At 33.2% G+C, this 20,611-nt stretch carries 21 protein-coding genes; 10 read left to right on the plus strand and 11 right to left on the minus strand.

Features of this window, described 5'->3' with window-relative positions; genetic code table 11:
- Nucleotides 1–579 (plus strand): 5-formyltetrahydrofolate cyclo-ligase, encoded by a 579-nt coding sequence (locus tag ABD745_RS08805; RefSeq protein ID WP_344828209.1) that lies wholly within the window; start codon nucleotides 1–3, stop codon nucleotides 577–579.
- Here ABD745_RS08805 and ABD745_RS08810 read toward each other — a convergent pair.
- Both ABD745_RS08810 and ABD745_RS08815 read right to left on the minus strand, forming a co-directional pair.
- Complete coding sequence (locus tag ABD745_RS08810) at nucleotides 525–1,115, minus strand: hypothetical protein (protein WP_344828212.1); 591 nt, start codon at nucleotides 1,113–1,115, stop codon at nucleotides 525–527. The genes ABD745_RS08805 and ABD745_RS08810 overlap by 55 nt on opposite strands.
- A complete protein-coding gene (locus tag ABD745_RS08815) occupies nucleotides 1,099–2,262 on the minus strand; it encodes a hypothetical protein (protein ID WP_344828215.1) in 1,164 nt (387 codons plus the stop codon). Before ABD745_RS08815 ends, ABD745_RS08810 begins: the two co-directional genes overlap by 17 nt.
- A 183-nt stretch (nucleotides 2,263–2,445) precedes the next feature.
- Between ABD745_RS08815 and ABD745_RS08820 the strand changes: the two genes are divergently transcribed.
- Nucleotides 2,446–2,718 carry a hypothetical protein gene (locus tag ABD745_RS08820; RefSeq protein WP_047401248.1) on the plus strand — a complete coding sequence of 91 codons (273 nt, stop codon included), beginning with the start codon at nucleotides 2,446–2,448 and terminating at the stop codon, nucleotides 2,716–2,718.
- Nucleotides 2,719–2,792: 74 nt separating this feature from the next.
- On the opposite strand, the gene ABD745_RS08825 is transcribed toward ABD745_RS08820, so the two are convergent.
- From ABD745_RS08825 to ABD745_RS08845, 5 genes are all read right to left on the minus strand, one after another.
- Nucleotides 2,793–3,560, minus strand: a complete 768-nt coding sequence (locus ABD745_RS08825) for a TrmH family RNA methyltransferase (RefSeq protein ID WP_344828219.1) — start codon at nucleotides 3,558–3,560, stop codon at nucleotides 2,793–2,795.
- A gap of 101 nt (nucleotides 3,561–3,661) precedes the next feature.
- On the minus strand, nucleotides 3,662–5,170 hold the full coding sequence (locus ABD745_RS08830) for a DNA recombination protein RmuC (RefSeq protein ID WP_425549788.1): 1,509 nt from the start codon (nucleotides 5,168–5,170) through the stop codon (nucleotides 3,662–3,664).
- A 59-nt stretch (nucleotides 5,171–5,229) separates the two neighbouring features.
- Complete coding sequence (locus tag ABD745_RS08835; RefSeq protein ID WP_344828222.1) at nucleotides 5,230–5,862, minus strand: hypothetical protein; 633 nt, start codon at nucleotides 5,860–5,862, stop codon at nucleotides 5,230–5,232.
- A gap of 19 nt (nucleotides 5,863–5,881) precedes the next feature.
- Entirely contained in the window at nucleotides 5,882–6,637 is a 756-nt protein-coding gene (locus ABD745_RS08840) for a DUF5995 family protein (protein WP_344828224.1), read from the minus strand.
- A 76-nt stretch (nucleotides 6,638–6,713) separates the two neighbouring features.
- On the minus strand, nucleotides 6,714–7,169 hold the full coding sequence (locus ABD745_RS08845; RefSeq protein ID WP_344828227.1) for a helix-turn-helix domain-containing protein: 456 nt from the start codon (nucleotides 7,167–7,169) through the stop codon (nucleotides 6,714–6,716).
- Nucleotides 7,170–7,290: 121 nt separating this feature from the next.
- Here ABD745_RS08845 and ABD745_RS08850 point away from each other — a divergent pair, with 121 nt between their 5' ends.
- The gene (locus ABD745_RS08850; RefSeq protein WP_344828230.1) at nucleotides 7,291–8,451 is read left to right on the plus strand and encodes a hypothetical protein; all 1,161 of its coding nucleotides are present in this window, start codon (nucleotides 7,291–7,293) and stop codon (nucleotides 8,449–8,451) included.
- A gap of 479 nt (nucleotides 8,452–8,930) precedes the next feature.
- Here the strand turns inward: ABD745_RS08850 and ABD745_RS08855 are convergent, their stop codons facing one another.
- The 3 genes from ABD745_RS08855 to ABD745_RS08865 form a co-directional block, all read right to left on the minus strand.
- Nucleotides 8,931–9,398, minus strand: coding sequence for a YciI family protein (locus ABD745_RS08855; protein WP_344828233.1), 468 nt, complete (start codon nucleotides 9,396–9,398; stop codon nucleotides 8,931–8,933).
- A gap of 4 nt (nucleotides 9,399–9,402) precedes the next feature.
- Nucleotides 9,403–10,581 carry a nicotinate phosphoribosyltransferase gene (gene pncB, locus ABD745_RS08860; RefSeq protein WP_344828236.1) on the minus strand — a complete coding sequence of 393 codons (1,179 nt, stop codon included), beginning with the start codon at nucleotides 10,579–10,581 and terminating at the stop codon, nucleotides 9,403–9,405.
- A gap of 93 nt (nucleotides 10,582–10,674) precedes the next feature.
- Nucleotides 10,675–11,151 (minus strand): Dps family protein, encoded by a 477-nt coding sequence (locus tag ABD745_RS08865; RefSeq protein ID WP_344828239.1) that lies wholly within the window; start codon nucleotides 11,149–11,151, stop codon nucleotides 10,675–10,677.
- 111 nt (nucleotides 11,152–11,262) lie between these two features.
- On the opposite strand from ABD745_RS08865, the gene ABD745_RS08870 reads away from it, so the two are divergent.
- The 7 genes from ABD745_RS08870 to ABD745_RS08900 all read left to right on the plus strand — a co-directional run bounded on the left by ABD745_RS08870 (nucleotide 11,263) and on the right by ABD745_RS08900 (nucleotide 17,874).
- Entirely contained in the window at nucleotides 11,263–12,852 is a 1,590-nt protein-coding gene (locus ABD745_RS08870; RefSeq protein WP_344828242.1) for a hypothetical protein, read from the plus strand.
- 109 nt (nucleotides 12,853–12,961) lie between these two features.
- Nucleotides 12,962–13,375, plus strand: coding sequence for a 30S ribosomal protein S12 (rpsL, locus tag ABD745_RS08875; protein ID WP_027381287.1), 414 nt, complete (start codon nucleotides 12,962–12,964; stop codon nucleotides 13,373–13,375).
- Between the two features lie 23 nt (nucleotides 13,376–13,398).
- Nucleotides 13,399–13,875: a 30S ribosomal protein S7 gene (rpsG, locus tag ABD745_RS08880; RefSeq protein ID WP_047401262.1), complete on the plus strand. Its 477-nt coding sequence runs from the start codon at nucleotides 13,399–13,401 to the stop codon at nucleotides 13,873–13,875.
- A gap of 6 nt (nucleotides 13,876–13,881) precedes the next feature.
- Nucleotides 13,882–15,999, plus strand: coding sequence for an elongation factor G (gene fusA, locus ABD745_RS08885; RefSeq protein ID WP_344828246.1), 2,118 nt, complete (start codon nucleotides 13,882–13,884; stop codon nucleotides 15,997–15,999).
- 17 nt (nucleotides 16,000–16,016) lie between these two features.
- On the plus strand, nucleotides 16,017–16,322 hold the full coding sequence (rpsJ, locus tag ABD745_RS08890; RefSeq protein ID WP_002661363.1) for a 30S ribosomal protein S10: 306 nt from the start codon (nucleotides 16,017–16,019) through the stop codon (nucleotides 16,320–16,322).
- Nucleotides 16,323–16,506: 184 nt separating this feature from the next.
- Entirely contained in the window at nucleotides 16,507–17,289 is a 783-nt protein-coding gene (locus ABD745_RS08895; RefSeq protein WP_344828822.1) for a GLPGLI family protein, read from the plus strand.
- Between the two features lie 84 nt (nucleotides 17,290–17,373).
- Complete coding sequence (locus ABD745_RS08900) at nucleotides 17,374–17,874, plus strand: low affinity iron permease family protein (RefSeq protein WP_344828249.1); 501 nt, start codon at nucleotides 17,374–17,376, stop codon at nucleotides 17,872–17,874.
- A gap of 27 nt (nucleotides 17,875–17,901) precedes the next feature.
- Here the strand turns inward: ABD745_RS08900 and ABD745_RS08905 are convergent, their stop codons facing one another.
- Nucleotides 17,902–20,598, minus strand: coding sequence for a hypothetical protein (locus ABD745_RS08905; protein WP_344828252.1), 2,697 nt, complete (start codon nucleotides 20,596–20,598; stop codon nucleotides 17,902–17,904).
- Nucleotides 20,599–20,611: the final 13 nt, after the last annotated feature.

Raw genomic sequence — 20,611 nt, forward strand, 5'->3', positions numbered from 1 at the left:
ATGTTAAAAGCTGAGCTTAGAAAAAAATATATGCAAAAAAGAAAAGCCTTGTCAACTGATGAGGCTTTCTTGTTATCTGAAAAGATTTTTGAAAATTTCATTAATTATTTTAAACCTCTTTCAGATCAAAAAGTCCATATTTTTATTCCGATTGAGAAGTTTAAAGAAATTGATACTCAAATATTCATTAATTATTTTTTAAGTCGAAATATTCATGTTTTTGTTCCTAAAATTGTGGATATAAAATTAATTTCTGTAGAAATTTTTAAGGATACCAAATTTGAAATTAATAATTGGGGTATCTCTGAACCTGTTTCTAATAAAGACTCAGGAATTTTAGATTTTGATTTTGTTATTACTCCGCTTTTATATTGTGACAAAAAAGGTAATAGAGTAGGCTACGGCAAAGGTTTTTATGACGGTTTTTTCGAAAATATTTCTTCTGAAACAAAAAAAATCGGAGTTAATTACTTTAACCCCGATGAAATTATCGATGATGTCTGGGAAAATGATATTCCGCTTGACTATTTGGTAACGCCGACTGACGTGCTGTCTTTCTTTAGTAAAGGATTGGAGTAAAAATTTAAAAAGAAAAATTTAAACTCTTTTTTAAACTTCACGGGAGCAGATTGAAGAATATATTGAGCATTTTTTTCAAAAATTCCGAGAGATCTATTCTTATCATCAAAATATTCGACATTGAATTTTGCATAATCCAACGTATCATTTTTATAAACATCTTTATAAACTTCAAGACTGTTTACCTTTACGCTTTTTACTTTTAAACTATCCAGTTCACGGAATAATTTTTTGAATGTTAAAGTATCGGGTTTATGAAAATAGCTTTGCATCTGAGAGTAGATCACCGTGTCTATTTCCGTATCTCTGTTTCCTGAAAGGTAAAGCGTAGACAGGTCTAAAAGTTCCTGAACTTTTTGTTTCGTAATAGAATTTACCGCTTGCATACTGTCCATTTGTACAGCAGGATAGCTCTTTCTGTTGTTGCTGTTTCTTAATTTATCGAGATCGCTTACTGTATCCGTTTTTTTGTTGTTACAAGCTGCAAGAACAAAGGATATCATTGCAAAAATCAAGAATTTATTGAGGTTTTTCATCAGTAGTTGCAATTTTAAATTTAATGGAGATTATTTTTCCTTTATCTTTTTTCATTTCAATTACACTTAGGTTTTTCAACGAAGTGGTAGGTGTTGTCACTAAGGTAATATATTTTTGTTTATCTAATGTTTCAATTCCGTACGTGGCATTGTCGTAAACCTGATAAATAACTGCATTATTGCTGATCAGGTTTTCCAGTTGCTTACGTTTTTGCTTCAAAAGTTCAGGATTTCCGTTGGCATCTTTCACTGAAAAATAATTGACAGCCATTTTGTAATCATCAGGTTTCAGCTCGATGGTTTCTTCATCAGGAGCATTTTCAAGACTTCTGCTTACCTCCAGATATTCATAAAAAGGTGAACTGATCTGCATTTTCAGAATTTTATCTTTCGTAGAATAATAGAAACATTCTCCCGGTTTTATTTTATATAGAATAGGAGATTCATTTTCTTTAATCACTTTTATTTCCAGTGTATTGATTACTGAAGCTCCTCTGTCGGCATCAGTAAAACAATATTTATATGTTTTTGAAAAAATTACGTCTTTAAAACCTAAAAGTCCTGTTGTAATAATCAAAATTGATGTTACAAGTGCCCACACATTCTTTTTGAAGAAATTTTTCTTAGGTTTTGTAGCTTCAGAATTATTGATTTGAGATATTTCTGTATTTTTTTTAATTGTTTGATTTTCAGTATTTGATTTTTGTAAATCAATATTTTCTGGTGCTTTAAACTCTAATTTTTTGGGTTGAATGTCACTTTTTGGAAGATCAAGCGATGCAGAAACCGTTTTTTCCAATTCTTTAAGTTCAGTGTCTTCCAAATCTTCATCATCTGTCAATAATTCACCTGCAAAAAGATGTTGTTTTTTAAACTCGTACCAAGAACCATAACCGGCATAAATACTCAGCAAATTGAGCATGTCGATTCGTGGTAATTTGGTGACTGGTGAATTTTTGAAATAGGTATAAAAAGATTTTTCGCTAATGTTTCCTTTAGCCTTTTTACGAAGATCTTCCTGGAAGTATATAATATCTATGCCCTTCCATTTTGATATATCATCATGGGAAGGGGTGTGTTCTTTCAAATATTGAGCCTGTACATCCTTTTTCAGCTGCTCAAAATGTAATAGATCTAGATCTGTCAATTTATTTTAAAATGATTAAATTATTGATTATCAGTTATATTTATTTGTAAAACTATTTTACAAAGGTATTACAATTATTTTTCCTAAACAAATTTTCTATCTGCTATACCTTTGTCTTGTTCAAATAACAGAACAGAAAAAGATTTTATAAAACAATATTAACAAAATTAAATTTAATTTATTATGAAAAAGTCATTATTCGTAGCTGCTATCGCTGCAATCTCTCTAGTTGCTTGTAAAAAAACTGAAGCTAACTCTACTGAAGCTACTGCTGATTCTGCTACTACAGCTATCGATTCTACTGCTGCTGCTGTAGATTCTACTGCTGCTGCTACTGTTGATTCAGTAAAAGCTACTGCTGATTCTGCTACTGCTAAAGTTGAAGCTGTTGCTAAAGATGCTAAAGCTGAAGTTAAAGAAGCTGCTAAAACTGCTAAAGAAGAAGTTAAGAAATAATTCTAGCTTACGCTTAAAAATAAAAGAACCGTATCACCCAGTGATGCGGTTTTTTTATGCCTTATATTTTTTAATTATCCTTTTTTCTGTTTCAGTGTTTCATAACATGTAATTGCTACCGCGTTACTTAAGTTCAGAGAATCAATACTTCCGGACATGGGGATTAATGTATTTTTTCCCTTCCCAATCCAGAAATCACTTAATCCGGAATGTTCCGTTCCGAATAAAACCGCAGATTTCTGCTTAAAATCTCTTTTGTAAAGATCTTCTGCAGTTTCATCCATGATGGTTGTGTAAATATTAAAATTATTTTTCTGAAGAAATTCTAAAGTTTCCTGATTTTCTGCCTGAAAAACATCCATCCCGAAAAGACAGCCTACGCTTGATCTGATTACATTTGGGTTGTAAAAATCTGTTTTCCCGTCAGAAACGATTAAAGCATCGATACCGAAAGCCTCGCAACTTCTCAGAATTGCGCCTAAATTTCCGGGTTTTTCAACTCCTTCAACGATAATTATGGTAGAATTTTCTTTTGGTTTGAATGAAGATAAATCTGATTCTTTTATTTTGTAAACTCCTATTATACCTTCAGAACTTCCTCTGTAAGCAATTTTTTCATAGACTTTATCGCTAACCAAATGAACTTTTCCTGTTGGAAGCTGTTTCTGAAAAATATTCTCGCAAATAAAAAATTCAACAGACTCGAAACCGAATTGCTGAGCACGTTCATTTTCCTGTTGGCCTTCTACTACAAAAACATCCGATTTTTTACGAAATCTATTGTCTGTAAGAAGTTTGGTGATGTATTTTACCTTTTCGTTCTGAAAGCTTTCTATTAACATTCCGCAAAATTATGTAAAATTATTTTTAAGAGTCTTTTAATTTGAATTTTAAGCAAATAAAAACCCCGATCAATCGATCAAGGTTTGTTTTATATTTATCTTTATTCGTCTGAAAGATCAAGTGAGATTTGAGAATTATCAATCAGGCTTTGCGGAAGATCTTTTTTGTTCTTAATCCCTAAAGACTTCAGTTTTTGGGTTTGGTTTATAAGATTGTCATTTCCGGTTGAAAGCTGTTTGTAAGCATCGTTATAGACATTTTTTGCCTGATCCAGATTTTTTCCTACTTTTTCTAAATTTTCAATAAAACCAACGAATTTATCATAGAGTTTTGCTCCTCTTTCAGCAATTTCCAGAGAATTCTTGTTTTGATACTCACGTTTCCAAAGATCAGCAATCAATTTTAAGGAAGTGATTAAATTACTTGGATTTAATAATAAAATCCTTCTGTCATAAGCATAATTCCAAAGATTTTGATCTGCCTGCATCGCGGCAATATAAGCCGGTTCGCTAGGAATAAACATCATCACAAAATCCAAAGATTTTCCGTAATCATCGTAAGCTTTCTGGCTTAATTGGGTGATGTGATTTTTTATGGAAGATAAATGTTGATTCAGTTTTATGAGATAGACATCCTGATCTGTTTCGTCCACTAATTCTGTAAATGCTGTCAAAGAAACCTTAGAATCTATGATAACATTTCTTTCATCCGGATATTTTATAACTGCATCGGGACGCATTTTTTTGCCTGAAAATTCTGAAAAAAGAGCTTTGTTATCTTCATCGCGAAGTTCGTGTTCAAGGAAATATTCTCTTCCTTTTACCAAACCCGATTTCTCCAAAATACTTTCAAGAATCATTTCACCCCAATTTCCCTGGGTTTTGCTTTCACCTTTTAAAGCCCGGGTTAATTTTTTTGCATCTTCAGAAATCTGCTGATTGAGTTCTGCCAATTCTTTTACCTTTTCCGCAAGAGAAAAACGCTCTTTATTTTCCTTTTCGTAGGCTTCATTCACACGATTTTTAAGGTCGTTGATTTTTTCCTGAAAAGGTTCGAGAATTGTTTTTAAATTATTTTGATTTAAAGTGGTGAACTTTTCTGTTTTTTCTGCTAAAATTTTGTTGGCAAGATTTTCAAACTGCAATTTTGATTCCTCCTGAATTTTCGTAATTTCTTCTTTCTGAGTTTCTAAAGACTTTTGCAAGCCTTCGTTTTTCGCGAAAAGTTCAGAGTTTTTCGCGAAAATATCCTGTTTCTCTATTAAAAGATTTTCAATCTGAGAAGACAGTTTTGTATTAATTTGTTTCTGTTCAGAAAATTGAGCATTCAAAGATGAATGTACTGCAGAAACTTTAGCGAATTCATTTTTAAGATCATTCAAAAGATCTGTTTGCTGTAAATTAAACTCTTTTTCTTTATTGATAGTTTGAGTTAATTCCTGAATTTTCAGGTTGGAATTTTCTAAATCAGAATTGTTTTTAATATGTAAATTGTTCAGTTCATCATATGATTTTCTTGAAACCATCGATGATTTCAACACAAAATATAGAACAACGGCACCCAGAATTCCTCCGGCAAAAAATCCCATAATTAAATATGTCATCTCCATTTTTCAAAATTACAAAAAGATAAGTTGATTTGTTTTACGGGAAACCTTAAGATTGTTTGTTACCAGAATTTCCACCATTTTTTAGCAGGTTTATTATCAATTATTCCTACGGGATAAAGGCTTTTATTAATTTCCATTAATTTAAACATTAGCTTATCATCTATATTAAGATTAAAATTCTGGTGAGGTTGTACAATCAGTCTGGAGATGCCGATTTTGTTTTCAGAATCATAATTTTCCACTCTTGCCCAAATCAGCTCCGGTGTATTTCTGTTGTTGATGAGAAGAACCTGAATATCATAAGGAAAACCTGCAACTCTGAATTTATCGTAAGCTTTTTCTTCTCTGAATGGTTTTAAATTTTCTCTTTTATAGCTTTCAATATAATCGGGAATTGTTAAGTTCAGGTTTTGAATAATCTGCTGATCTGCAATTTCAAAGTTGGTTTCTGAAAAATGTTCGAATGGCAAAATAGCTCTTATCTTTTCTTCAACAAGATTTTTATTGGTATTTGCATCATTCTCATTTCCGGAGAATAGATTGATAATATCCAGATTTGTTCCTTTTATCGGGTCTATATAAACATATCCTGCGAGATGTTCTCCTTCAAAATCATGAAGAATGGATGCTATGACGGGATATTTTTTGAAATCTCTGATAATTATGAATTGATACCAAATCTCATTTTCCATGTTTATTAATTGGATTTTGTTAGACGTTTTTGGTTGAAGCCAAAATTTCAATATTCTTCACTACATCGCTGCTTTCGCATTTTTTTAATTCTTTTGTTAAGGCAGGAGTAAGAATTTTCGGATTTAAAATTTGTGAAGCAACTTTTGCGGCAGCATAATCAACAATTCCGATGACTGAACTTCTTAAAAAATTCGGAGTGTTGGAAGTCATTACTGCAGTTGCCCAGGAAGTTTCTCTTGCTCTTGAGATGGCAAAATCTAAAACGGCATTGTCTTTTCCGTTCGAGATCTTATCGATTAATTCTACGGGATAACAAATTTTATTTAAAGAATCCTGAACTTTTTGATTAATGGATGAAATGACGTTATTGATATTTTCAAAATCTTTTTTCAAAGGATTGATTTTTCTGTAAGGCATAATTGAAGCTGCAGAAACTCCCAAATCGAGATTAATGTGAGCATTCATTCCTAAAAAAATATGTTGTAGGATAAGAAGGTTTTTATTTTTTGTCGCTTCGAAAGCAAGATACCATGCATTAGTGCATTGTTGACCTTTTGAATAAGCGTCCCAAGCTTCCAGGTATCGGGTTGCAAAAGCAAGATCAAGCTGAGTCATTCTAGGATTATCTTCAAATTTTTTCTGCTGAATTCCTTTTAAAACCTGTGCCGTCATGATTCGGTAAGTGCAGGCAAAATATCCGACCGGACTTTGGTTTTCTTTAGCCCAGATAATGATTTCGTCTAATTTTTTTAGAACTTCTTCTATGGTTTTCATGTGGTTTTGTTTTTATAAAAATAAGAAAAAACCTCAGAAATGACTAGCTTTATAGGCTTATAGCCAAAGAATATTTTTATTTTTTTAATAAATTTTCAATTAATTTATTTTGGGATTCTATCAGCTTAGTGATTTGTTCCTGCTGAGAGGTAATTTGTTCTTGATTTTTGAAAACGCTTTCTAATAATTCAGGAGAAACCATATTATTAATAGTAGGATAATATTGTTGCTGTACAGAGCTATTATCTTGAAAAGTAGAATTATTAATAATATTCTGATCTTGTGTATCTAATAAAGAGTATAGGTCTAAATTATAAATTTCTGCAATACGCAAAAGATTTTCTGTAGTAGGTTTAGCCTGATCTGTTTCCCACAGATGATAGGCTGGTTGTGAAACCCTTAATCGATCTGCAATTTCTGTCTGTGACCAACTTTTAGTATCTCTTAATTTTCTAAGCTTCACTCCTAAACTCATTGTTTTATTTTTTTCAAAAATAGTAAACTTTTTAAAATTATAAGAAGACTTATACATTTTATAAGAGAACTTATTAAAAATTTGTGAAATCGTACTTATTTTTGAAGCTCAATATCTCAACGAGGAGATAAATGAAAAAATTAATTATATTTAACAACTTAAAAAAACAAAAATGATTATGACGAAAAAATTTATTTCGTGGCTGTGCTTCATGACGGTCATTTGCTTCATTTTACACTCATGTGTAAATGATGAGATTATCAGTTCATCCGATCCTATTTCTAAAGAATATCATTCTAAAAGTCTCTGGAAAGAAGATGAAAAGTATATTAAAAATATAATGAAGATTTATACAGAACATGAGAAGGATATAAAGAAGTCTTCAGGAATTCCCGACTGGTATTATGCGATGAGTATGGGGAAATATGATGAATCTTTTATGGTAGTTCCTATTATAGAAAACGGTAAAGTTATTAACACTTTAGCATGTGCAAGATTTGATAAAAAAGTTTATTTCCGGTATGAAAATTCAGAAAGTAACAAAGCCTTTTTTCAGAACATTATATACGGAAAATACACTCAGTACAAAACGGACCCTCAAAACAACACAAATAAAGGCACACAGAAAGGTATGGTCTGTATAACAAAAAGCATATCGATGTGGTATCCTGATAATGAATCTAATCCTAGTGGCGGTGGTTATTGGGAGACAAACTACTATACCAACTGTTATAACTTTTTAGATTATTCAGGTCCAGGATGGGAAGATAACGGAGGTGGTGGCTTCGAGTATGGAGGAGGCGGTGGAAGTGGAAGCAACGATTCTGATAATCCGGTTCTTACCATGCCACCACCTCCAAATATTCCAATTCAAAATATGACACAATTCTTAAGTTGTCTGAATATTACACAGCCTGCAAATTTAAAAGTATTTGCAGAACGTATGGGAAATGGACATGGAGTAGGACATGCTTTCATTTCTATTACTCAAGGTAATAATACAATGACTTTTGGATTTTATCCTAAATATGGTGCAGTACAATCTTTATCAGGCACTGGTATTTTTGGAGATGACAGTGGTCATGTTTATACTAATGCGTGGAACGCGGGTACAATTACACCTACCCAGTTACAGCAAATAATTGCTGTTGCTTTAGAATATTCCACTAGTGATTATGATCTTGGCTTTAATAATTGTTCAGATTTTACTCTAAATGTATTGGATTATATTGGAGTTAGTAATAGTGCTGTAGGAATAGCAACTCCCAATACTGTCGCAAATTTAATTGGTTCTCCGGCAAACGGGACGGCACCAGCAACACATCGAACATGTAATTAATATTATTATGAAAACTCTTAAAATCATTTCAGTTATTTCCTTCTTACTAATTGAAGGGATACAGTTACATGGAACACTAAATATTGGAATATTATTTATATATATATTTCAGTTAATTCAGGATGTTCTAAGCTTTTCAAATATACATACTATTTTTTGGGAGGGTATATTGGCTATCCTTATAGTTGGAACATTGATAACGTTTTTAGTATGTCGAAAATATAGTGATAAATACATATTATTATTTTGTTTTATAGCTCTTTTATTTTCAACGATGTACATATCTGGGGTTTTCAATTATGATAAGATTACAATTGGATTTATAATTCCTTTATCCCTTTTTGTAATAAGTTCTATTTGGTTAATAATATTAAACTTTAAGAAACCTGTCATAGAAAATAAAGAAGCATAATATTATAAAACGAGACTGTCTCAAAAGCGAGACAGTCTCGTTATTTTTGAACTGTATAGATTAAATCTTAAGGATTCTCTTTTGAAATCTCTTTATGACGTTCAAGATACATTGGCAGCGCAGCTGAACCGTACCAAGGGAAAATTTCATAGTTGAAAACTCCTGCCTGAACTGCGGGATCAGTTTTTACCCATTGTTCGGCTTCTTCCTTAGATTTTGTGTTGAAAATGAACATCCCACGATAATCTTCTTTATTTTTTTCAAGAAAAGGACCGGCAACAACGATTTTTCCTTCATCTGCCAATTTCCCGATATTGGCTAAATGTCCTTTCATCAATTCTCCCATTTTAGCCTTATCGCCGATTTTTGCAGAACCGGTTGTCAACATTACAATCGTATAAGCTTTCATCCCATATTGATCGGCGCCTAATTTTACAGCAAGCTCCTGATTGAATTTCGGTTTCTCTGTTGTCTTTTGAGCAAATGTAAATATTGCTGTAAAAAATAATAAAGCTAAAATGGTTTTTGTTTTCATTGTGTTATTCTTTTATTCTTAGAAATTCTTTTGCCAGTTCGATCATTTTTGGATCTCCGGTATATTTTCCGTGTTCGTCGGAAAGTTTTACCGTAGGTATCCACTCCTGATTTGGAGCCTGAACTCCGATTAATTTCATCACGATATTCATTGGTTTTAAACCTACATCATTCGTTAGATTGGTTCCGATTCCGAAAGAAATTCCGATTTTTCCTCTGCAATAGTTGGTTATTTCTTCTACTTTTTCAAGATTTAAAGCATCAGAGAAAATAATATATTTAAATAAAGGATTGATTCCGTGTCTTTCATAATGGGCAATTGTTTTATCTGCAAATTGAAGCGGATCTCCACTGTCATGACGAACACCGTCGAAAAGTTTTGCAAATTTTTTATCAAACTGCTGAAAGAAGACGTCGGTTGTATAAGTGTCTGAAAGTGCAACTCCCAAATCCCCTCTGTAAACATCTACCCAATGTTCCAAAGCTAATTCGTTTGCCATTTTAAAACCGTATTCTGCAGCATGGAACATAAACCATTCGTGAGCGTGAGTTCCGATGGGTTTTACTCCATACTTCATAGCAAAATGTACGTTTGAACTTCCTATGAAAGTAGATTCTTTTTTCTGTGTTAATGCTTCTACAACTAAATTCTGAACTTTATAGGAATGTCTTCTTCTTGTTCCAAATTCAGCGAAATTTACTCTCAGTTTGCCTAAAGCTTCAGCTTTTTCAATGGTTTTGCTTATTACAACTTCGTTGGAATCTCTTTCCATATGGTTCATTTCGTAATGAAGTTCGCTGATTAAAGCTAACAATGGAACTTCCCAAAGGATCGTTCTGTACCAAAGTCCTTCCACAATTACGGAAAGATCGCTTCCTTCCTGATGAATTTTCACTTCGGAAGGGTCAAAATGGTATCCTTCAAGAAAATCCAGATAAGGTAGATCGATGTATGGACAGGTTCTTGCCATGAATTTTTTTTCATCTTTCGTCAGCTTAAGTTCTGCCATTTTATTTACGGCTTCTCTTAAAGCTGCGTCAAAACCTTCGGGAAACTGATGTTTTCCTCTGTTGATAAATTCATATTTCACTATGGAACTTGGGAATAATTTTACCACTGCGTTCTGCATGGTAATTTTATAAAAGTCGTTATCTAGAATGGAATTCAATCGTACGTCGTGCATAATTGTGTAATTTATACGCAAATTTAATAATTAAAAATAAAATCACCTAAATGTAAGGTGATTTTTTTAATATTTTCTGATAATTTTATAGGTTTACTTTCCAAGATAGGAGTTGTACATCCAGACTTCTTTCTCCTGTTCTGTGATATAGTCGCTCATTTGAGAATTTGTGCCTTCGTCTCCGGCTTTATCTGTAATGTCTAAAAGTTCTCTCTGTAAATCGATCACAACTTTGAATGAATTTAAGATAATTTCAACACTTTTTGTTCCGTTGCTTACTTCCTGACTTTCTTTGATTGTTGAAACTTTTAAATAATCAGAATAGTTATGAGCAGGTGTTGCTCCCAATGTCAGTATTCTTTCAGCAATTTCATCGATTTTCAGAACCAGGCTGTTGTACAATTCTTCAAATTTCGGGTGAAGTGTAAAAAACTGTTCACCTTTTATGTTCCAGTGAGAACCTCTTGTATTCTGATAGAAAATGGAATAGTTTGCCAAAAGGGTATTTAATTTTTCTGCAATTTGTTTGCAATCGGTTTCTTTTAAACCAATAATGTTCGCGTTTTTCATATTAAATGGTAGTTTATTTTTTACATTGCAAAATTAAGGAAATATTGTGCCGAAAATATGGATTCGTGATTGATGATACTTATCTTTGAGATTCTTATAATATATTTAAATATGAACTCTCCTTCAAATGTTAGTGTAAAGAGTTTTGGGATAATAATTTTCCTGTTTTTAACTGTCTGTTTTGGCTATTATCTTAATACGGTTTCGAAAACGGATGGACATTATGTTTATCTTATTGATGATGCTTATATTCATTTGGCGATGGCGAAAAATTTCGCGCTGCACAATGTTTGGGGAGTAACAAAATATGAATTTTCTTCTACGTCTTCTTCGCCATTATTTACCTGTATTTTAAGTATTTTGATTAAAGTTTTCGGTAATAATGATCAGATTCCGCTTTACTTTAATACAGTTTTTGGAGTTGGAATTGTTTATATTCTGAATCGATATTATTCGAAAATTTTTAAAAATATACAAAATACTGTGATTGCAGTTTTGTTTACCTTATTCTTTGCAGTTTTACATTTACAGCTTTTATCAGGGATGGAACATATTTTTCATGTTTTTTTATTTGTATTAAATATTTTCTGTCTTTCTCATTTTAAGAATAAATATGCAGTCGCGGGATTTTATTTTTCCTTAATATTAATGGGATTAGTGCGTTTCGAAAGTATGTTTTATTTTGTAATCCTGGCTTTTGCTTTTGTTTTAATTAAAAAATGGGAGGAGGTAATTTTGACATTATTTATAGGATTCATTCCAATTGTGATTTTCTGCTATTTTAATTATCAGCATGATGGATATCTATTCCCAAATTCGGTTGTCGTGAAAGGAACAAAATTCAGTTTTGACTCGAATTTCCCCTATCAGCTAAAATCAATTTTCGTAGATAATTTTTTATTAAACGTAAGTTTCTACAAAATCGGATTCTTTCCTATCATCATGTGTCTGATCTTTATTCTGAAGGATTTTAAACAGAAAGATTTTCATAATTTAATTAAAGATAATTTTCTTCTGATTATCATTTCGTTATTAATGATTTGTCATACCATGTTTGCTGATTTAAAAGGAGCTTTTCGATATGAAGCTTATATTCTTGCAGGATTTTCAATGGCATTGATCCCGAAAGTGAAAGGTATGTTTGATGATTTTAAAAATTATATTAAAAATGAAAAAATTGTTTCCGGATTAGTAGTGGTAAATGTAATCTTGCTGATCTACAAATGTTCTTTTGCTCACATCATGCTTGATCATGGCGGGAAAAACATTTATGAACAGCAAATTCAATCTGCAAAATTTTTACATACCTATTATAATACATCCAAAGTTGTTGCAAATGATATTGGTGCAATTACTTATTTCACAGATATTCATTTATTGGATATTGTTGGTTTAGGTTCGAAAGAAATGATACCCTTCTCCGAAAATAAAAAACCAATTGATGATAATTTTGAAAATTTTCTGAGTCAATATACTTTTAATAATAAGTATGATATTGCGGTAATTTATGACGAATGGTTTCAGGGACACGTGCCAAAAACATGGAAAAAAGCTGCCGTTTTAAAAATAAAAAATCCTATTTCGGTTTCTCAGGACGAAGTATCAATCTATTCTGTTAATATTGATAATCTTCAACAGCTTAAGCGAAATATTAAAAAATTTGGTTGGAACAGAAATGTACAGGTGACAATCACTGATTAAATGTAACTGTCTGTTAATTAATTTTTAATAAAAAATATTATTTCTATCCGACTGCTTGCTAATTAAAAAAATATTATTAAATTTGCACCCTAAAATAAAAAGCAATTAAATGCCTACTATTCAACAATTAGTAAGAAAAGGAAGAGCCACGCTTGCCAAGAAGAGCAAATCGGCTGCCCTTGATTCTTGTCCACAAAGACGCGGTGTATGTACGAGAGTATATACTACCACTCCTAAGAAACCTAACTCTGCACTTAGAAAAGTTGCAAGGGTAAGACTTTCTAACGGGAAGGAAGTCAACGCCTACATCCCGGGCGAAGGACATAATCTTCAAGAGCACTCGATAGTATTGGTGAGAGGCGGAAGGGTGAAAGACCTACCGGGAGTACGTTACCACATCGTAAGAGGTGCTTTAGACACTGCAGGTGTAAATGGAAGAACACAGAGAAGATCGAAGTATGGAGCTAAGAGACCTAAACCAGGTCAGGCACCAGCTGCACCAGCAAAAGGAAAGAAAAAATAATCATTAAATAAGGTACAGAAGCAATGAGAAAGACAAAAGCGAAAAAAAGACCGTTGTTACCAGATCCGAAATTTAATGATCAATTGGTAACAAGATTTGTAAATAACTTGATGCTAGACGGTAAAAAGTCTATCGCATTCAAAATTTTCTATGATGCTTTAGAGATCGTAGAAACTAAAAAAGGAGAAACTGAGAAAACTGCCCTTGAAATCTGGAAAGATGCACTTACTAACGTAATGCCTCACGTAGAAGTACGTTCTAGAAGAGTAGGTGGGGCTAACTTCCAGATTCCTATGCCAATCAGAGCTGATAGAAAAATTTCTATGGCAATGAAATGGTTAATCAAATATTCTAAAGCTAGAAATGATAAGTCTATGGCTTTGAAATTAGCTAACGAAGTTGTAGCTGCTTCTAGAGAAGAAGGTGCTGCTTACAAAAAGAAATCTGATACTCACAAAATGGCGGAAGCTAACAAAGCTTTCTCACACTTTAAATTCTAATTAGAAATGAGTAGAGATCTTAAATTTACAAGAAATATTGGTATCGCTGCCCACATTGACGCGGGAAAAACTACCACTACAGAAAGAATTTTATTCTATACAGGTGTAAACCACAAAATTGGAGAAGTTCACGATGGTGCTTCTACAATGGACTGGATGGAGCAGGAAGCAGAAAGAGGTATTACAATTACTTCTGCTGCAACTACTTGTTCTTGGAACTTCCCAACTGATCAGGGAAAGCCTTTAGCAGAAACTAAACCTTACCACTTCAACATCATCGATACACCGGGACACGTTGACTTTACAGTAGAAGTAAACAGATCTTTGAGAGTATTGGATGGTTTGGTATTCTTATTCTCTGCAGTAGATGGAGTAGAGCCTCAGTCTGAAACAAACTGGAGACTTGCCGACAACTACAAAGTTGCTAGAATGGGATTCGTAAACAAAATGGACAGACAAGGTGCTGACTTCCTTAACGTGGTAAACCAGGTTAAGACAATGTTAGGATCAAATGCAGTTCCAATCGTTTTACCAATCGGTGCTGAAGAAGATTTCAAAGGTGTTGTTGACTTAATTAAAAACAGAGCTATCATCTGGGATGAAGCAGGACAAGGAGCTACTTTCGAAGTAGTGCCGATTCCTGAAGACATGAAGGCTGAAGTTCTTGAATATAGAGAGAAATTAGTAGAAGCTGTTGCTGACTACGATGAGACTTTGATGGAGAAATTCTTTGAAGATCCGGATTCAATCTCTGAAGACGAAATCAACGAAGCTCTTAGAAAAGCTACTATCGATTTATCTATTATCCCAATGACTTGTGGTTCTTCATTCAAAAATAAGGGAGTACAGTTTATGTTGGATGCAGTATGTAAATACTTACCTTCTCCATTGGATAAAGATGATATCAAAGGTACTGACCCAAGAACTGACGCTGAAATCACAAGAAAACCAGACGTAAACGAGCCTTTCTCGGCTTTAGCATTTAAGATTGCTACTGACCCATTCGTGGGTAGATTGGCATTCTTCAGAGCATACTCTGGAAGATTAGATGCAGGTTCTTACATCTTGAACACTCGTTCAGGAGATAAAGAAAGAATCTCAAGAATCTATCAGATGCACGCTAACAAGCAAAATCCTGTAGAATATATTGAAGCTGGAGATATTGGTGCTGCTGTAGGATTCAAATCTATCAAAACTGGTGATACTATGTGTGACGAGAAAAACCCAATCGTTCTTGAATCGATGGTTTTCCCTGATCCGGTAATTGGTATCGCTGTTGAGCCTAAAACTAAAGCTGACCAGGATAAAATGGGTAACGCATTAGCTAAATTGGCTGAAGAAGATCCTACATTTACAGTTAGAACTGACGAGGCTTCTGGACAAACGATTATCTCTGGTATGGGTGAGCTTCACTTGGATATCATTGTTGACCGTATGAAGAGAGAATTCAAAGTTGAAGTTAACCAAGGACAACCTCAGGTAGAATACAAAGAAAATCTTACAAGAGTTGCTCAGCACAGAGAAGTTTACAAAAAACAATCTGGTGGTAAGGGTAAATTTGCTGATATTGTATTTGAACTAGGACCTGCTGAGGAAGGTAAAATTGGGTTAGAATTCATCAATGAGATCAAAGGTGGTAACGTTCCTAGAGAATTTGTTCCTGCCATTGAAAAAGGCTTTAAAGCTGCAATGAAGAACGGTCCTTTGGCTGGTTTCGAAGTTGAAGGTATTAAAGTTGTTCTTAAAGACGGATCTTTCCACGCAGTGGATTCTGATGCACTTTCTTTCGAATTAGCTGCTAAATTAGGATTTAAAGAAGCGGGACGTGCTGCTAAGCCAGTAATCATGGAGCCTATTATGAAATTGGAGGTTGTAACTCCGGAAGAGTATATGGGTAACATCATTGGTGACCTTAACAAGAGAAGAGGTACAATCAGTGGTCAGGAAGAGAAAAACGGTGCCGTTGTAATCAAAGGTTCAGTTCCACTTTCTGAAATGTTTGGATATGTAACTACTCTAAGAACACTTTCATCAGGAAGAGCTACTTCTTCTATGGAATTAGAGAAATATTTACCAACGCCACAGAACGTTGCGGAAGAAATCATTGCTAAAGCAAAAGGTTAATTTTTTAAATTAAAGAAATGTCACAAAGAATCAGAATAAAACTAAAATCTTACGATTACAACTTGGTAGACAAGTCTGCTGAGAAAATCGTAAAAACGGTAAAGGCTACTGGTGCTGTTGTAAACGGACCAATTCCATTACCTACAAATAAGAGAATCTTCACTGTGTTGAGATCTCCACACGTAAACAAGAAAGCTAGAGAGCAGTTCCAATTATCAGCTCACAAGAGATTGATGGATATCTACTCTTCTTCTTCTAAAACTGTGGATGCTCTAATGAAATTAGAGTTACCAAGCGGTGTAGACGTTGAAATTAAAGTGTGATAATTGCATACTTTGCAATGATTATAATAAAATCCGTTCCTGAAAAGGAGCGGATTTTTTTTGCATTTAAGTGATCTTAAAAATTAATACTATTATGTATTGCAAGGTTCTATTTTAATTGTATATTTGTGAAAAATATTGCTATGAAAAGAATTCTGCTAATAATGATGCTTATAAATTATATGTGAATGCACAGACACAAAGATTTATTTATGAAATGCAGTTTAAGATGGATAGTACAAAAGAAGGACATGAAAAAATTAACTTCGCATTAGACATCAATCCGAAAGATGTAAAGTTCTATGAGTATGATTATCTAAAAGCTGATTCTATCAATAAAGTAAACGGAAATTATGGACATCACTACGGAGGCTGGTTCCCATCGATAAAAAGAGAGAAAAACTCTTTTAAAAATCAAAATTATGAGTTAATAGGGCATGATATGTTTTCCTTTCCGTCCGAAGATAAGATAACTTGGGACTTATCAAACGAAACTAAAAAGTTCGGTGAATATACATTACAAAAAGCAACTACGAATTTTGGCGGCAGAATTTGGACGGCATGGTTCAATAAAGAGATAAATATTTCAGAAGGTCCGTATAAATTCCGAGGACTTCCAGGCTTGATTTTTCAGCTGGAAGATTCTAAATCTAATTATATTTTTACATTAGTTAAAAACAGGAATTTAAAAGAAACTTACAATACGGTTGGTTTTATTGAAACCTTTTACGGTACAAAACCTTTGGAGATATCAGAAAAAGTAAGAATCAGAAAAAAACAGGAATTTTATAACGATCCATTGCAGGATATGCGAAACGAATATAAAGATAATATGCAGGGAGAAATGTTTGTACTGGGGACTAAGGTAACAAGCAAAGAACAATTCAATGATCTTAGTAAAAAACTTCAGGAAATGCTGAGGAAAACCAATAATCCGATCGAGCTTAATAAAGCTATGAAATACTAATCTTAATTACCAATTAATTTAGCCTCAAAACTCTGCCACTTCGGCGGAGTTTTTGATAATTAAATATTGATTAAAACTAATAAAATGGCTAATACAGATAAAAGTATTTTTGAGAAATTTTCAGATTGGGCAACAAAATTTACAGGCAGTTCTTACGCATTTCTAGGTGCGGCAGCTATTGTGGTAGCTTGGGCATTTTCAGGACCTGTTTTTAATTATTCCGAGACTTGGCAATTGGTAATTAATACAGGAACGACGATCATCACTTTTCTGATGGTTTTCCTGATTCAGAAAGCTCAGAATAAAGATTCAAAAGCGATTCAGATAAAACTGAATGAACTTATTGCTGCCAACGAAAAAGCAAGCAACAGAATTGTAGACATTGAAGACCTTACGGAAAAAGAACTGGATCAGCTACATTGCTATTATGAAAAACTGGCAGATTTTGCGGAAGAAGATGAAGATATACATACTTCACATTCTATCGATGCGGCAAAAAGAAATCAGAATTATAAACAGCAGTTTTTCGAGAAAAAGCACAATGAATGGCTTCAGAAACAGGAACAAAAAAAGGAATCAATCTGATTCCTTTTTTATTTTTACTCTTGTAAGTTATTTCATGAAATAACTAAAATAAGAACAGCTTCCCATTAAGTCTTTTGCAGTTTCCGTATCGGCATATTGCGTTTTCAGCATAGCAAAATATGTTCTGTATTTTTGATTTTTAATCTGATCCAATTGTTTTTGGTAAGCATCAGTTTTCTCACTCCATTTCGGATCTGAATAATCGATTTTTGAAGGGTTTTTGGCTTCATACTGATAATATTTGCCCTGTTCAGCACTTGCCATTTGGAAAAGGACTCTTGCTTTTTGTTCTTTATTGGTTGAAAGATCTAGTGCTTTTTTATAATAACTAATGGCAAGATCAAAATTATTAGGCTCAATATAAGTTCGATCCAGGAAGTTTTTATAATAATATTGATAAGGATTTTTTTTATCAGTACTCCAGAAATCGTATTTTCCACCATTGGTATTGTCAATATCCATTACAAACAGTTGTCTGTAATACCCTAAAATAGAAGTATTGTACAATAAGTTCCCGATGAGCTGATTGGCTGTTGCAGATTTTTCATCCTTCCCGTTTCCGATTTGTTTAAGCTGAACCAAAGCATTTGTCAGTTCTAACTTATTCATGTTCGGTTTAATAAAAGGAAATTGCGAATAATCTTCTTTTTCCATACTTTCTTCAGGAGCGCTCTGATAGCTTTCCCAAACATTGTGACCAAAAACAAGATCAGAAATATTATTAAATCCGTTATAAGCAGTTCCCGAATATTGAAGCGGTGTTGTTTTCTTCGCATCGTAGTTCCATTCTGATCTTGGAATTCCGGAGAAAGCTTGAGCTTTGGCATAATAAGATTTAGCTTTTTCAAAATCAGCCTGTCTCATCGCTCTATCACCGTAAATAACTGCAAAAAATGCATCAATATTTCCGACATCATTAATATTTTTAGCGATAATCTGTTTTTCAAATTGTGTCTTATCAGACTTTCTGTAAAAATCCTCCACACTTTTTACCAAACTTGAATTCGGATTGTATTGAAGATCTGAAAGTTTATTATTCATCAGGAAAGATTTTCCGTCTTCGCCTTGAAGGAAATATCGGTTTGCCAAGACGTCTTTTAGAAAATCTTTCGTTGAAGGAACTTCACCGTAGTAATCATAATCACTGGTTTCCGTACTGTCTTTTTTTACTTCTGGTTTATCCACAAAATATTCTGCATAATCTTTCATTAAATGATCTTCGTATTCTGCATCGATTTTGGGTTGAGAAACAATATCATTCAGAACTTTCATTCTCTTAATTTGTTCCAGATATTCGGGATTGGTAGTTTTAATATCTTCTAAAATCTCAGTACTTGCTTTGTAATCTTTTTTCAAAAATTTCAGGTAAGCATCGGCAATCTGCCAATATTCATCCTTCGATTTTTCTTTGGTTTTATCTGTGAATTTCTCCAAATCATCCAAAAAGTCTTTCGTCTTATCATCGTACCAATAATTATTTTTTGTAAAAACCGGAATTCTGTTTGGATTGTCTAATAATTCATCGTCGCTTTGATTGGTTTTAATTTCTTCAGGACTTTTGTCTTTTATTCCGAATAGCTTTTTGAAGAATAATACAATTTTCTGCCAGAAAGAAAGTTCTTTTTTAGGTTCTGCTTCAGTTTTTACCTGATCTGAATTTTGAGTTGATTTGGAAGCCTGAACCGTCGAATTTTCATCATTATTGTTATAGTAATAAATCGGAAGATAGCTTCTTTCCAACTCATTGATACTTCTCACCGCCATTACTTTCAGGATTTCTGAATCGGGATCAATCTCAAACATTTTTTCCATAATCGGAATAGGGTTATTGAAATCTTCATACCCCAAAAGGAAATACGCCATGTTTTTATCGTCATTGGTTCCGGCTCTTTTTAAAATATTATTAAAAGAAGCAGTGTCCGAAAGCTTCATTGAAACAAATGCAGATTCTTTACGGCTTTTACTGTCTTTGAAAACCTGAAAAAAGTTCCAATTGGCATCACTATTCATTCCTAAGCCTCGTTGCGCACCTGCAAGTTGGTCTAGAGCCATAATGTAAGGGGCACCTTTCGATCTGATGGGTTCAACATACGTTTTAAAAGCCTGAACTGCCGCATCATAATTTCTCGTGTAATGATTGAAACGGACAAGCTGATAACCATATCGTTGCTTGATTTCAGGATTTTTAGCAGCGTTGTAAAGTGATGTTAATGCTGAAATCGTTTTGTTGTAATCAAGATTCGTTGCGTTTTTATCTGTTTCGTTTTCTCTGTAATAAAAGGAATCTGCGCTTTCAACATAATTGATTTTCATGTAAGGCTCAAGATATTTTGCCTCAATCAGATAATCAATTCCTTCGTGATATTTTTGATAAAAACCTGCTCCTAATTTTATCAACAATTGATTGGCAGGATTTCCTTTTTTTAAGGCATTCAAATCATTGATGTTCATTTTATTTACCAGATAATCAGTTTCTGCGTAGCTCAACTGATTATTGAAAAACTTCTTCCATGAATAAATGTTCTCGTCAGGAATTTGCAAAGGTTTAAAATTGGTATAAAATCTTTCCGAATAAGAGTGAAGAAAAGGCAGGTAAGATTTGTCCTTAATAATACTTTGTGTAAACAGATTAAAATATTCATAATCAGGATCAGACCACGCACAAGCTTCCGATTTTGAATAAAAAAGTGACAGGACAGTGAATGAAAGAATATATTTTTTCATATAGTTTAGTTTA

This window comes from Chryseobacterium ginsenosidimutans, from assembly GCF_039536845.1.
Lineage (GTDB): Bacteria > Bacteroidota > Bacteroidia > Flavobacteriales > Weeksellaceae > Chryseobacterium > Chryseobacterium ginsenosidimutans_B.

What these genes read in the sequence shown, in the direction of transcription:
- ABD745_RS08805 (WP_344828209.1), top strand. Translation starts at nt 1, where the DNA reads ATGTTAAAAGCTGAGCTTAGAAAAAAATATATGCAAAAAAGAAAAGCC.
- ABD745_RS08810 (WP_344828212.1), bottom strand. Translation starts at nt 1,115, where the DNA reads ATGAAAAACCTCAATAAATTCTTGATTTTTGCAATGATATCCTTTGTT.
- ABD745_RS08820 (WP_047401248.1), top strand. Translation starts at nt 2,446, where the DNA reads ATGAAAAAGTCATTATTCGTAGCTGCTATCGCTGCAATCTCTCTAGTT.
- ABD745_RS08825 (WP_344828219.1), bottom strand. Translation starts at nt 3,560, where the DNA reads ATGTTAATAGAAAGCTTTCAGAACGAAAAGGTAAAATACATCACCAAA.
- ABD745_RS08830 (WP_425549788.1), bottom strand. Translation starts at nt 5,170, where the DNA reads ATGGAGATGACATATTTAATTATGGGATTTTTTGCCGGAGGAATTCTG.
- ABD745_RS08835 (WP_344828222.1), bottom strand. Translation starts at nt 5,862, where the DNA reads ATGGAAAATGAGATTTGGTATCAATTCATAATTATCAGAGATTTCAAA.
- ABD745_RS08840 (WP_344828224.1), bottom strand. Translation starts at nt 6,637, where the DNA reads ATGAAAACCATAGAAGAAGTTCTAAAAAAATTAGACGAAATCATTATC.
- ABD745_RS08845 (WP_344828227.1), bottom strand. Translation starts at nt 7,169, where the DNA reads ATGTATAAGTCTTCTTATAATTTTAAAAAGTTTACTATTTTTGAAAAA.
- ABD745_RS08850 (WP_344828230.1), top strand. Translation starts at nt 7,291, where the DNA reads ATGACGAAAAAATTTATTTCGTGGCTGTGCTTCATGACGGTCATTTGC.
- ABD745_RS08855 (WP_344828233.1), bottom strand. Translation starts at nt 9,398, where the DNA reads ATGAAAACAAAAACCATTTTAGCTTTATTATTTTTTACAGCAATATTT.
- pncB (WP_344828236.1), bottom strand. Translation starts at nt 10,581, where the DNA reads ATGCACGACGTACGATTGAATTCCATTCTAGATAACGACTTTTATAAA.
- ABD745_RS08865 (WP_344828239.1), bottom strand. Translation starts at nt 11,151, where the DNA reads ATGAAAAACGCGAACATTATTGGTTTAAAAGAAACCGATTGCAAACAA.
- ABD745_RS08870 (WP_344828242.1), top strand. Translation starts at nt 11,263, where the DNA reads ATGAACTCTCCTTCAAATGTTAGTGTAAAGAGTTTTGGGATAATAATT.
- rpsL (WP_027381287.1), top strand. Translation starts at nt 12,962, where the DNA reads ATGCCTACTATTCAACAATTAGTAAGAAAAGGAAGAGCCACGCTTGCC.
- rpsG (WP_047401262.1), top strand. Translation starts at nt 13,399, where the DNA reads ATGAGAAAGACAAAAGCGAAAAAAAGACCGTTGTTACCAGATCCGAAA.
- fusA (WP_344828246.1), top strand. Translation starts at nt 13,882, where the DNA reads ATGAGTAGAGATCTTAAATTTACAAGAAATATTGGTATCGCTGCCCAC.
- rpsJ (WP_002661363.1), top strand. Translation starts at nt 16,017, where the DNA reads ATGTCACAAAGAATCAGAATAAAACTAAAATCTTACGATTACAACTTG.
- ABD745_RS08900 (WP_344828249.1), top strand. Translation starts at nt 17,374, where the DNA reads ATGGCTAATACAGATAAAAGTATTTTTGAGAAATTTTCAGATTGGGCA.
- ABD745_RS08905 (WP_344828252.1), bottom strand. Translation starts at nt 20,598, where the DNA reads ATGAAAAAATATATTCTTTCATTCACTGTCCTGTCACTTTTTTATTCA.